This window comes from Massilia cavernae (assembly GCF_003590855.1).
Lineage (GTDB): Bacteria > Pseudomonadota > Gammaproteobacteria > Burkholderiales > Burkholderiaceae_D > Telluria_A > Telluria_A cavernae.
Genome location: NZ_QYUP01000088.1, coordinates 32,176 through 44,477, shown reverse-complemented (window position 1 = coordinate 44,477; position 12,302 = coordinate 32,176). Strand labels below are relative to the sequence as shown.

The following is a 12,302-nucleotide window of genomic DNA, read 5'->3' as shown; positions in this document are numbered from 1 at the left end:
GCGCCAGGCCGACCGCCAGTACGTCGATCACCACCAGGTAGGCCAGGCGCGCCGAGATCGGCGTGTACGGGTCGATGTTGAATACCAGGTCGATCGGGATCAGCACCGTGGCCATGTCGGCCAGCGGGGTGCCGGAAGGCGCCAGCACGATCACGTCGGCGCCGCCGCGGCGCGCCAGCTTGGCCGAGCGCACCAGCGCCGAATTGTTGCCGCGCTGTGAAATCGCTACCACCGCGTCGCCCTCGTGCAGCAGCGAGGCAGCGATGCTGTGGATCGCCGGGTCGGCGTAGGCCACGGTCGGCACGCCGGAGCGGAAGAACTTGTGCTGGGCGTCGGTGGCCACGATGCCCGACGTGCCCTGGCCGTAGAACTCGATCTTGTTGGCGCGCGACAGGATGTCCAGCGCGCGCTGGATCGCTTCCGGGTTCAGGTTGTTGCGCAGGTCGAGCAGGGTGTTGATCGAGCGGCTGCAGATCTTGTTGACCAGGTCCGCCGCCAAGTCGTCCTGGGCCGGCTGCTCGTTCGCGCCCGGCAGCGCAAGCGCCAGGCCCTGCGCCAGCTTGAGCTTGAACTCATGCCAGCCATCGTAGCCCAGCGTACGGCAGAAGCGCACCACGGTCGGCTCGGACACCTGCGCCGCCTTGGCCAGCGCAGTGATGTTCTGGGTGACCGTCGCGCCGGGGTTGTCGAGCACCGCCAGCGCGACCTTGCGCTCGGAGCGAGACAGCGAGTCAAGCTGGGTGCGGATTGAATCGAGAAGCACGGTCGGCGCTCCGTTCAGTCTTCAGGCAGCGCTTCTTCGCGCCACTGGAGTCCATCGCGGCCGATCAGGGCCGACGATGCGGCTGGTCCCCAGGTCCCGGAGGTGTACGGGATCGGCATGCTGTCTTCATGCTCCCAATGGTTGAGGATAGGTTCGACCCAATCCCAGGCCGCTTCCAGCTCGTCGCCGCGCATGAACAGCGTCAGCTGGCCGCGCAGCACGTCGAGCAGCAGGCGTTCGTAGGCTTCCATGCGCGGCGCCTTGAACTGCTCCTTGAAGTCGAGTTCGAGCTCGGCCTGCTTCAGGCGCATGCCGTCGCCCGGCGTCTTGGCCATCAGGTTCATGCGCAGGCCTTCGTCCGGCTGCAGGCGGATGACCAGGCTGTTCGGCTGGAAGCTGTTGTTCGGCTGGTTGAAGATCGAATGCGGGATCGGCTTGAAGCGCACCACGATTTCCGCCAGGCGGTCGTGCATGCGCTTGCCGGTGCGCAGGTAGAACGGCACGCCGGCCCAGCGCCAGGTGTCGATCTCGGCTTTTATCGCGACGAAGGTTTCGGTGCGCGACTGTGCCGGTGCATCCGGTTCGTCGCGGTAGCTCGGCACCGCGGCGCCGTCGACGTGGCCGGCGCGGTACTGGCCGCGCACGATATTCTGCGCCAGCGTGGTCGGGGTGAAGCGCTTGAGCGAGCGCAGTACCTGCAGCTTGGCGTCGCGCACGGCGTCCGGCGCGATCGATGTTGGCGGCTCCATCGCCACGATACAGAGCAGCTGCAGCAGGTGGTTCTGCAGCATGTCGCGCAGCGCGCCGGAAGTGTCGTAGTAACCCATGCGGTTGCCGACGCCGATCTTTTCGGCGATGGTGATTTGCACGTCCGAGATCCATTCGCGGCGCCACAGCGGCTCGAACAGGATGTTCCCGAAGCGCAGGGCCAGCAGGTTCTGCACGGTTTCCTTGCCGAGGTAGTGGTCGATACGGAAGATCTGCGATTCCGAGAACACCTTGCCGACTTCGGCGTTGATCTGCTTGGCGCTGGCAAGGTCGCGGCCGAGCGGCTTTTCCAGCACCACGCGCGAATTCGCGGTCGCCAGGCCGGTGGCGGCCAGGTTGTCGCAGATTTTCGCGAACAGGTGCGGCGGGGTGGCCAGGTAGTACACGCGGGTCAGCGACGCGTCATCGCGCAGCGCCTCGACCAGCGGGGCATAGGTGGAAGCGTCGGTCGCGTTGAGCGACACGTAGACGATCCGCTGGATGAACTTGGCCCAGGCGGCCTGGTCGACCGCCTTCAGGTGCGGCTTGGAGTTCTTTTCGACGCTGTGCAGGAATTCGTCCTGCGACCATTCATGGCGGCCCACGCAAATGATGCGCGCGGTCGGCGGCAGGTCGTTGCAGACGTCGCGGGAGTACATCGCCGGGAGCAGTTTGCGCATCGCCAGGTCGCCGCTGCCGCCAAAGAGAACGAGGTCGAAATCGTTAAGAGCCATAGTGTGTTATCGCAGAAAGTAGGTGCCGATGGAGATAATGCAGTGCCCGACGCCGCGCTGGCGTACGCAAGAAGCGTGATTGGGGCTATTTATGTAAATTTACTACATAGAAATCGAGTTTGCAAGAAAATATACTACAAATTTTCCCATTACCTTGGCGCCGGGATCCTGGCGCGCGGATCAGGGTGCCTTCGCCGACAGCTGCATCGACTCGACCCGGCATCATGGCTGGTACGCATTCTCAACGCGGCCCGGGACGTCGACGCGCAACGACAGCAGGCGGCCGGTTAATGGGAACTGCGCGATTTCCTCGGCTGGACGGTGGCCCAGGCTGGTGATGAAAAGGGTACGCAGGTCGTCGCCGCCGAACGCCATCATGGTCGGGCAGCGCACCGGCAGCTGCAGTTCGTCCAGCAGCTCGCCATCGGGCGCGAAGCGCAGCAGGCCCGCGCCTTCGATCATGGCGACCCAGTAGGCGCCTTCGCTGTCGACGGCCGCGCCATCGGGGCGGCCGCCGTAGTTGCGGGCCTTGTCGGTCGAGAACTGCTGGAAGCGCGATGGATGCGAGGCGGTGCCGGTGGCGGCGTCGAAATCGTAGCGGTCGACCCGGTGGCTGGTGGTGTCGGCGTGGTACATCGCGGTGGCGTCGAGCGAAAACGCCAGTCCGTTCGACACCGTCATCCCGCCCGACCACTTCAGTTTCACTTCGCCTTTGTCGAGGCAGAACATCTGCGCGGCCTGCTGGTCGCGCGGTTCGTACATGGTGCCGACCCAGAACCGGCCGGCCGCATCGACGCGGCCGTCGTTGAAGCGCGTGGTGCTGGTATCGTACGGGGCCGGCGCGATTTCGGCCAGCGCACCGTCCTGCGGATTGAAGTGGAAGAAGCCGGCGCGCATCGCCACCACCAGCCCGCCGGTGGCGCACAGCGCCAGGGCGGTCGGTTCGGACGGCAGGCGCCATTCGTCATGGGTCCCGGTCAGCTGGTTCAGCCGGTGGATGGTGAAGCCGTTGATATCGACCCAGTACAGGCTCGATTCGGTCGGATGCCAGAGCGGGCTTTCGCCCACGCTCATCGGCGCATCGTAGGCTACTTCGAATGGGTGCTGGGTCATGGAAGTCATGGTCAGGTCGCCGCCTTGGCCATCGCGATCAGGCCGTTGGTGGAGCTGTCGTGCCGTTCTGGTTTGGCTTCGCCGGTCAGCTCCGCCTCGATGTTCTTCGCCAGCACCTTGCCCAGCTCGACGCCCCACTGGTCGAAGCTGTTGACGTCCCAGATCACGCCCTGCACGAAGGTCTTGTGCTCGTACAGTGCGATGAGCGCGCCCAGTGTGTACGGGTTCAGGTATTCCATCAGGATGGTGTTGCTCGGGCGGTTGCCGGGGAAGGTCTTGTGCGGCGCCAGGCGCTCGACTTCGGCCGGCGACAATCCCTGCTGCTGCAGGTCGGCGCGCACCTCGTCCAGCGTCTTGCCCTTCATGAAGGCTTCCGACTGGGCGAAGCAGTTCGCCAGCAGGGCGGCGTGGTGGTTCTCGTACTCGTGCGCGGGGCGCAGCGCGGCGATGAAGTCGATCGGCGTGACCTCTGTACCCTGGTGCAGCAGCTGGAAGTAGGCATGCTGGCCGTTGGTGCCGCAGTCGCCCCAGATGACAGGGCAGGTTTCGGTGTCGACCGGGTGGCCGTCGCGTGTCACGCGCTTGCCGTTGCTTTCCATCTCGAGCTGCTGCAGGTAAGCCGGGAAGCGGTTCAGGTCCTGGTGATAGGGCGCGATGGAGACCGACTCGCAGTCGAGGAACTGGCGGTTCCAGAAGCCGATCAGGCCAAGCAGGGCGGGCATGTTCTTGTCGAGCGGCGCTTCCTTGAAGTGCTGGTCCATCGCGTGCGCGCCGTTCAGCAGGTCGCTGAAGTAGCCGAAGCCCACGGCCAGCGCGATCGGCAGGCCGATCGCCGACCATACCGAATAGCGGCCGCCGACCCAGTCCCAGAACGGGAACATGTTGGCCGGGTCGATGCCGAAGGCCTTGATCGCATCAAGGTTGGTCGATGCCGCCACGAAGTGGCGCGCCAGTTCGGACTCCGGCCCATGCTGCAGGTACCAGGCGCGCGCGGTCTGCGCGTTCATCATGGTTTCGGCGGTGGTGAAGGTCTTGGACGCGACGATGAACAGCGTGGTTTCGGGATTCACTTTCGCCAGCGCTGCGTCGATGTCGTGGCCGTCGACGTTGGACACGAAGTGCATGGCCAGGCGCGGGTGGCTGTACTGGCGTAATGCCAGGCACACCATTTTCGGGCCCAGGTCGGAGCCGCCGATGCCGATGTTGACGATGTCGGTGATCGGCTTGCCCGAGTAACCCAGCCAGGTGCCGGCGCGCACCGCGTCGGAGAAAGCGCGGACGCGGTCGAGCACCTTGTGGACGTCGGCGATGACGTCCTGGCCGTCGACCACCAGCTCGGTGGTGCGCGGCGAGCGCAGGGCGGTGTGCAGCACGGCGCGGCCTTCGGTGGTGTTGATCTTTTCGCCGGCGAACATGGCGTCGCGGCGCTCCTCGACGCCGCGTTCGCGCGCGAGGTCCACCAGCAGTTCAAGCGTGCGCCCGTCAAGCCGGTTTTTTGAATAGTCTAGAAAGAGTCCCGCGGCGTCGACGGTCAGCTTCGGGAAGCGCTCGGCATCGGCCGCGAACAGGCCGCGCATCTGCCAGTCTTCCGCATCGATGGCGTGGGTTTCGAGGGCCTGGAAGCTGGCGGTCTGGGTAAGGGAAGGCTGGCGCATATCTTTGACGTTTAGGAGATGGAGGGCTGGCCGCGCACTGCGCGTAAGATTATCGAATCATACATGATAATCGCGTAAATTCACTACAAAGTTGAGTAAAAAATCGTGATCGAACGCCTCTTGCTGTGGGAAGGGCCCGGCGTCGCGCGGATAAACGCGTCGCGTTAATTCACCATGCGAATGGAAGACTTTGTGTTCACAAGCCCAAACTGTAGTAAAATTTCAGGAAATTAATTCAAAAGGAACGATCATGGCCTTGCATCCCGTAGTTGAAGCGGTGACGAACCGGATAATCCAGCGCAGCCGGCCCTCGCGCACGGCCTACCTGGCCCACCTCGACGCGGCGCGCATGCAGGGCGTGCAGCGCGGCGCGCTGTCTTGCACCAACCTGGCCCACGGCTTCGCCGCCTTCCCGGCCAACGACAAGCTGAAACTGAAGGAATTCAAGAAGCCGTCGGTCGCCATCGTCTCCTCGTACAACGACATGCTGTCCGCGCACCAGCCGTTCGAATCCTTCCCGGCGATTATCAAGGACGCCGTGCGCAAGGTCGACGCGGTGGCCCAGTTCGCGGGCGGCGTGCCTGCCATGTGCGACGGCGTCACCCAGGGCCAGCCCGGCATGGAGCTGTCGCTGTTCTCGCGCGACGCCATCGCGATGGGCACCGCGGTCGCGCTGTCCCACAATATGTTCGACTCGGTCCTGTACCTGGGCGTATGCGACAAGATCGTCCCGGGCCTGCTGATCGGCGCGCTGCACTTCGGCCACCTGCCGGCGGTATTCGTGCCGGCCGGCCCGATGACGACCGGGATCTCCAACAAGGAAAAGGCGCGCATCCGCCAGCTGTACGCGCAGGGCAAGGCCACGCGTGAAGAGCTGCTCGAGAACGAAGCCGCGTCCTACCACGGCGCCGGCACCTGCACCTTCTACGGCACCGCCAACAGCAATCAGATGCTGATGGAGATCATGGGCCTGCACCTGCCGGGCGCCGCCTTCATCACGCCGGGCACCCCGCTGCGCGACGCGCTGACCGCGGCCGCCGCGCAGCGCGCGGTGGCGATCACCGAGCAGGGCGAGTACATCCCGGTCGGCCAGGTGGTCGACGAGAAATGCATGGTCAACGCCATCATCGGCCTGCTGGCCACCGGCGGCTCGACCAACCACACCCTGCACCTGGTGGCGATCGCGCGCGCGGCCGGCATCGTGATTGACTGGGACGACTTCAACGAACTGTCGGCCGTCATTCCGATGCTGACCCGTATCTACCCGAACGGCGACGCCGACGTGAACCACTTCCACGCAGCCGGCGGCACCGGTTTCGTGATCCGCGAACTGCTCGACGCCGGCCTGCTGCACGACGACGTGACGACCATCCTCGGCAAGGGCCTGCGCGCCCACTGCACCGAGCCTTTCCTCGACGGCGATAAAGTGGTCTGGAAGCCGGCCCCCGAAATCACCGGCGACGACAGCGTGCTGCGCCCTGCCAGCGCGCCATTCTCGGCCGACGGCGGCATGGTGCTGGTCGACGGCAACCTGGGCCGCGCCGTGATGAAGGTGTCGGCAGTGAAGGTGGAACACCGCGTGGTGGAAGCGCCCGCGCTGACCTTCGATTCGCAGGAAGCCTTCATGCACGCCTACAAGGCCGGACGGCTGGACCGCGACTTCGTCGCAGTGATCCGCTTCCAGGGCCCGCGCGCCAACGGCATGCCCGAGCTGCATGCGCTTACCCCGGCACTGGCCAACCTGCAGGACGCTGGTCGCCACGTGGCGCTGGTCACCGACGGCCGCATGTCGGGCGCTTCGGGCAAGGTGCCTGCGGCGATCCACGTGTCGCCCGAGATCCTGGCGGGCGGCCCGCTCGGGCTGGTGCGCGACGGCGACATCATCCGCCTCGACGCGGGAACCGGCACGCTGGAAGCGCTGGTGCCGGCCGAAGTCTGGGCGTCGCGTACGCAAGCCACCGCCGACCTGGGCTCCTGCCAGGTAGGCATGGGACGCGAGCTGTTCGCGATGTACCGCAGTACGATCAGCGAGGCGGAGAAGGGCGCGGCGACGTTCCCGCTGCCGGCGCCGATCCCGAGTACCCTCAACGTGCACGAAGGCGCGGACATCGGCAACACGGTGCCGGGCTCCGATGAAGACTTTTGAACAAGAACCCAAAATGACCATGACCCTACTCGACATCATGCGCTCGGCGAGCGTTATCCCGGTAATCGCCATCGACGATCCTGAACATGCAGTGCCGCTGGCCCAAGCGCTTGTCGCGGGCGGCATCCGCGTACTTGAAGTGACGCTGCGCACCCAGCACGGCCTGGGCGCGATCCGCGCGATGGCCCAGGTGCCGGGCGCAATCGTCGGCGTCGGCACCCTGACCCAGCCCGAGGAATTCGCCGCCGCGCGCGACGCCGGCGCGGTATTCGGCGTGTCGCCCGGCCTGACCCCGGCCCTGATCGAAGCATCGAAGAAAAGCGGCCTGCCGCTGCTGCCGGGCGTGATGACGCCGTCGGAAGTGATGGCAGCGCGCGAAGCGGGTTTCCGCCAGCTGAAGTTGTTCCCGGCAGTGCCGGCGGGCGGCGTCGGGATGCTGAACGCGATCGGAGGGCCGCTGCCCGACGTGACCTTCTGCCCGACTGGCGGCATCTCGATCGACACCGCGCCGCAATTCCTCGCTTGCAAGAACGTGGCCTGCGTGGGCGGCTCCTGGCTTACCCCGAAGGACGCGATCCAGGCCGGTGACTGGGCGCGCATTACCGAACTGGCAAAGGCGGCTGCCGCACTGCGCTGACGCAAACGAACGCGGCGCGTGCAAAAGGTGCGCCGCGCTAGAATCGTGGATGCATAACGAACCGCCGCACATCTGCGTCAAGCCGGCAGTGCGCGCACAGATGCGCCTCGACCGGCCGCTGACCGAAGGCGAGATCGCCATGGCGCGCTCGCTGTTCGGCGACGCGGTCGATTACGCGCGGATATTCAGCCGCCGTTACCTGCCGTTCGGCATGCGGCCCCGCAATTGCGCGATGTCTCCCAACGGCAGCATCTACTTCCACAAGTCCTGCTGCCTGCCTGATTTTTCACGCGGCGACGCCCACGCCAGGCACTGGTTCATGCTCGAGATGGTACTGGTATGTTGTTGTGCACACCGTGTTTTGGTGCAGAAGCCCCGTTCGGACATACCCAAGAGGCACTCAACAACTGACGGTCCCGACGCTATCGCCGGTCCGAAGATCGAGCCCAATCCAGCACCGATATGGGCCGTCCTTCGTCCCTTTGTCCTGCGCCGTGTAGCTGCAATGAATACCCTTCTTGTCTCGAAGTCGGTCGCCCTTCTCCCCGCTGCACGTGTCTGGGAGGTCGGGGCCTAATGAATCGAATATGTCCTTCGCCGTCTTGCCGTCAACAAGCACAGTCAGCTTACGGTCATTAGGTGTCGGTGGTGTACGATCAGCGACTATGCCGGAATGGACTTTGTAGATTGCGCCTTGGAGCGGTTTCCATAGGCCATACGGGTCGGACGACGGATCGGCGGCATGGGCAATCGAGAGCACGACTGCGGTCGCGCAGAGTATCAGGAAAGCAGTTTTGCGCATGTCAGCCTCGTAGCTTTACATGAAAATGGTGGTCGTGATTTTTCGCCCTCTTCACAAACGGTATGTCAGGGCCGTTGAACAAGACCAGAACGACTGGCGCGAAGGTGCGGAACAATTCGATTAGTTTCTCGGTTCCTTCCTTGTCGTACTCGCGGTCCCACCAGAACACTTGCTGTTCGAGACCGTCTTTACGCAATGGACGGACATCAACATCCAACCCACTCATGTGCGAGTCGTGATCTGGCGGCTTCCCCCCTCCCGCTAAGCTGATGTCCCCGATCCCGATTCGGCGCTTGTCGCGGGTCTGCCACTCCATCGCAACGCGTAGGATCGCTGTCATCATTATCGGATGCGGGTACTGGTAGGCTCCCTTGGCGGATTTCCCGTAGAGGTTTCCGTACACGTAGTAACCTGAGTCCATCGGGGCTTGCGGGAGCATGTAGAACCCGCGAGTATCTTGTGTAGGCCGTGGGCGTAGCGGGTCGTTGTCGTCATCCATAGCGTGCATCCCAGTCATGCGCATTTATTGCACGCAAGGTCCCACCCACCAGCGGTATTGCCGCCAGTACCGCCGCCGATCTTCTGCTGCGAATATTTCCACTTCACTTTTGAGAACCGGAGGCCAATGGAGTCGTGCAGAATGCTGCCGCCGCCTACCACCTGTTCCATGTTGGCTATCATGACATTCTCAAGTTCCACCTCGTAGTACTTCACGCGCTTACCGTCGCCATCGGCCCTCATGAACTCTAGCTTTGCCTTCGGGATCGTCTTTCCCATTGAGGCCGTCTGCATCAGTATCGGAGAGGCGAGGTCCGCGAGCTTACTGAACGAGAGCGTACGGTGCTCGCACCGTTCGGCTGTATGGCCGCCACCTGTCGACGCGGTCGGGCTTCTAGGTTGAATCACGCCCCACTGTGCCGATGTGACCTCGATCCAGCCCTGGTGTTCGGAATCGGCCGATTCACCTTTGATGCCGTCGATGGAGAGATAAACGTCGATTGACATGCCTTGCCTCCGTTACAGGTTTAGTTAAGTGAGCATTGTTGCTCGGCTGTACGGGGTGGGCGTTGGCTGATATCAAGAGATGCCGTCAACCGCCGGCGTTAAAGGGCTGGGCCAATCATTGAACAAAAAATGGGGAGTGTGTCTAGCAGCAGCAGGAGGGGGCGGTGGGAAGGGAGAATACTATATGGGGAGGCTGGAAATCTGGTGTTTCCATCGGCTGGCTTAACCGGTATGCCGTCACGGAGCGTTAGGGGCGGGGTGCTGCGTAAAGTATCGCGGGGGACGCTTCGTAGCCTAGCGGGTGGACTCGGCCACGGCCCCGGCGTGATCGAGGCGCGGCGGGCCGTAGAGGGTTCAGGCCGCACAGTTCCGCTTGACGGTAGCCGGGAGATTTCGAAGTGTTCCGCCGTGAGCTTGATGCTTGCTTCGTTCTCGGTACGGGGGATCGCGCACGACAAACACATGATGTCGAGTAGGGTCATAGTCATTTTGGGCTCTTGATCTGTTGGGCGGCAAACCTCGCCCTTCAGAGGGTGTCGCAAAAGCCCTCTGCGCGATAAAATATTGCTCAGAATGAAATGCCAGGAACCGACAATGAGCAGCACCCGCAAATTACCTTCGCCCGACGTTCCGCAGTACGATTTGTTTGGCGGCGTGCCGGCAGGTTCGGATGCGCCGGCTCTGCAAACGGCGGTCCATAGCGGTCGGCGTTTCGTGACGGGCGATGCCAACGCCATTTTCCTGGGGACGATGCGTCTGGAAGAACATCTGAAGCGTTCTGGCCAGCATGCTCCATTTACCGTGGCCCGTCTGCTCGGAGCACAAGACTGGCAAGCGTTTGAGCGGCGCTACGCTGCAACTGGCCGCGCTCCCTATGCGCCGCAACTGATGGTCGGCCTGATCCTGTACGGCGTGATGCAAGGGGTGCATTCCCTGCGCGAATTGGAACGGCTGGCGCGACTCGATCTCGGATGCATGTGGGTGACCGGCGGCATCGCGCCGGACCATGCCAACATCGGACGCTTCATCGTCCAGCATGAAGCGTCGCTGACCCGGGATTTCTTTGAATCGCTGACCGGGTCGATTTTGAAAGCGACGGGTTCTGGCAGCGCTCGGTTGGCCGGTGACGGCACCGTTATTGAAGCGGCTTGCTCGCACTACAATCTGCTCAAGGAAGAGGCCGTCAAGGCGCGCGCAACAGCGGCGCACCAGGCCGTAGAACGCACACCGGAGAATCAGGCGGCGCAGCAGGAACAGGAACGCAGTGCGCGATGCCAGGAACTCTTCGAGCAGCGCCAGACTGCGCGCCTCAGCAATGGCAAGAATGTCGAGACCTTGCGTATCAGCGGCAGCGAACCGGAGGCCATGGTACAGCGCCTGAAACGTGGACACGGGTTTGCGGCGTCGTACAAACCATCGGTACTGGCAAATCCAGACAGAATCATCACAGCCTTCGAAATCGATCCATCGAGCGAGACGAAGGTGATCGCACCGATGCTCGATCAAAGTGCACGCGTGACTGGAGAAGATGTCAGGGAATTGCTGCTCGACGCCGGCTACTTCGATGATGAAGTGATTGACGCGACGCTCACACGCGATATCAGCTTGTTGTGTCCGGAGGGCCAGTGGCCTGCCAAGACCAAAGAGGAGGGGCTGTACCACAAGAGCGCATTCACCTACGACGCGCATACCGACACTTACCGATGCCCTGCCGGCCAAACCTTGGTCCTCATTTCCAAATGCGGAGAAACACCGCGCACGCGGGCAGTGAGCGTGTATGCGGCATCAAGCTGCACAGCTTGCCGCCTGCGTGCGAACTGTACGAAGGCCGCGCAGGGGCGGCGCATCAAACGCTACCCCGAGGATGAACAACGGGACGCGCTTCGTCTCGTGATGCAGCATCGCCAGGCGCGCTACATTTTCAGCCAGCGCAAGGCGATCGTCGAACCAGTGTTCAGCAGCCTGCGCGGTCAGCAGGGCCTGGATCGCTTTCGCCGACGTGGGCTACAGGCGGTCAAGCGCGAATTTGCCTTACATGTCATGGCGTACAACTTGTCCAGAGCGGTTGCCCTGCTGAGGGCGCTGTTTTTCTACTTTTACGCCGTTCCATACGCGCTCAGAGGGGCGCATACGTTTTTTCGGCCGCATGCCGCGTTTTTTTGGCTTGCGTCCTCAACCACAACATCGCCCGGGCCTGATGTGATCGCAGAAAAACGTTTTGCGACACCCTCTTCAGGGCGGGGGCAGGCGCCGACGGCAGAGCCGTCCTTGCCTTTGACTTTAGTGCGGAGTCTGCTGCTGTTCGAAGTACTGTCGAATAACTGCGATGGGTGCGCCGCCGCAACTACCCGCAAAGTAGCTGGGCGACCAAAGCGCACCGCCCACAGTTTTTTTCGAATACTCGGATAGTTTTTCTTCCGGATCATGCGGCTGGTAACACCTTTCAGGCTGTTGACCAGATTGGAAACGGCAACCCTGGGCGGGTAGTTGACCAGAAGGTGAACGTGGTCGTTCTCGCCGTCGAACTTCATCAGTTCCGCTTCAAAGTCCATGCAGACGCAGGTCGTCAAGAATCTCTTTTGTGAAGACTTCACGGCGGTATTTTTTGACAAAGATCAAATGCGCATGCATTAGAAAAATACAGTGTCTTCCGTGGCGAATATCGCTGTCATTTCTCATAGTCCCAACGATAATCGAAGC

General features: G+C 62.9%; 10 protein-coding genes and 1 pseudogene. 4 read left to right on the top strand and 7 right to left on the bottom strand.

What is annotated here, in order from left to right; translation table 11 throughout:
- From D3872_RS09165 to pgi, 4 genes are all read right to left on the bottom strand, one after another.
- On the bottom strand, positions 1 to 763 hold a 763-nt coding region (locus D3872_RS09165), incomplete at its 3' end, for an SIS domain-containing protein (RefSeq protein ID WP_119810479.1).
- A gap of 14 nt (positions 764 to 777) precedes the next feature.
- The gene (gene zwf / locus D3872_RS09160; RefSeq protein ID WP_119810478.1) at positions 778 to 2,244 is read right to left on the bottom strand and encodes a glucose-6-phosphate dehydrogenase; all 1,467 of its coding nucleotides are present in this window, start codon (positions 2,242 to 2,244) and stop codon (positions 778 to 780) included.
- 222 nt (positions 2,245 to 2,466) lie between these two features.
- Entirely contained in the window at positions 2,467 to 3,366 is a 900-nt protein-coding gene (locus D3872_RS09155; protein ID WP_229459234.1) for an SMP-30/gluconolactonase/LRE family protein, read from the bottom strand.
- A 2-nt stretch (positions 3,367 to 3,368) separates the two neighbouring features.
- Positions 3,369 to 5,012 carry a glucose-6-phosphate isomerase gene (pgi, locus tag D3872_RS09150; RefSeq protein WP_119810477.1) on the bottom strand — a complete coding sequence of 548 codons (1,644 nt, stop codon included), beginning with the start codon at positions 5,010 to 5,012 and terminating at the stop codon, positions 3,369 to 3,371.
- A 250-nt stretch (positions 5,013 to 5,262) separates the two neighbouring features.
- Here pgi and edd point away from each other — a divergent pair, with 250 nt between their 5' ends.
- Genes edd through D3872_RS26025 form a run of 3 tightly spaced genes read left to right on the top strand, consistent with a single transcriptional unit; the run spans position 5,263 to position 8,372 of the window.
- Positions 5,263 to 7,158, top strand: a complete 1,896-nt coding sequence (gene edd, locus D3872_RS09145) for a phosphogluconate dehydratase (RefSeq protein WP_119810476.1) — start codon at positions 5,263 to 5,265, stop codon at positions 7,156 to 7,158.
- A gap of 13 nt (positions 7,159 to 7,171) precedes the next feature.
- Positions 7,172 to 7,795 (top strand): bifunctional 4-hydroxy-2-oxoglutarate aldolase/2-dehydro-3-deoxy-phosphogluconate aldolase, encoded by a 624-nt coding sequence (locus D3872_RS09140; protein ID WP_119810475.1) that lies wholly within the window; start codon positions 7,172 to 7,174, stop codon positions 7,793 to 7,795.
- Positions 7,796 to 7,844: 49 nt separating this feature from the next.
- Positions 7,845 to 8,372, top strand: coding sequence for a hypothetical protein (locus tag D3872_RS26025; protein WP_220476910.1), 528 nt, complete (start codon positions 7,845 to 7,847; stop codon positions 8,370 to 8,372).
- A gap of 226 nt (positions 8,373 to 8,598) precedes the next feature.
- Here D3872_RS26025 and D3872_RS09125 read toward each other — a convergent pair whose 3' ends face one another.
- Positions 8,599 to 9,096 carry a penicillin-insensitive murein endopeptidase gene (locus D3872_RS09125; RefSeq protein ID WP_182915744.1) on the bottom strand — a complete coding sequence of 166 codons (498 nt, stop codon included), beginning with the start codon at positions 9,094 to 9,096 and terminating at the stop codon, positions 8,599 to 8,601.
- Between the two features lie 14 nt (positions 9,097 to 9,110).
- Entirely contained in the window at positions 9,111 to 9,602 is a 492-nt protein-coding gene (locus D3872_RS09120) for an Hcp family type VI secretion system effector (protein ID WP_119810472.1), read from the bottom strand.
- Positions 9,603 to 10,175: 573 nt separating this feature from the next.
- Between D3872_RS09120 and D3872_RS26020 the strand changes: the two genes are divergently transcribed.
- On the top strand, positions 10,176 to 12,011 hold the full coding sequence (locus tag D3872_RS26020) for an IS1182 family transposase (protein ID WP_441295139.1): 1,836 nt from the start codon (positions 10,176 to 10,178) through the stop codon (positions 12,009 to 12,011).
- On the opposite strand, the pseudogene tnpA reads toward D3872_RS26020, so the two are convergent.
- A pseudogene (gene tnpA / locus D3872_RS09110) lies at positions 11,892 to 12,281 on the bottom strand (IS200/IS605 family transposase); the annotation flags it as partial. The gene D3872_RS26020 and the pseudogene tnpA overlap by 120 nt on opposite strands.
- Positions 12,282 to 12,302: the final 21 nt, after the last annotated feature.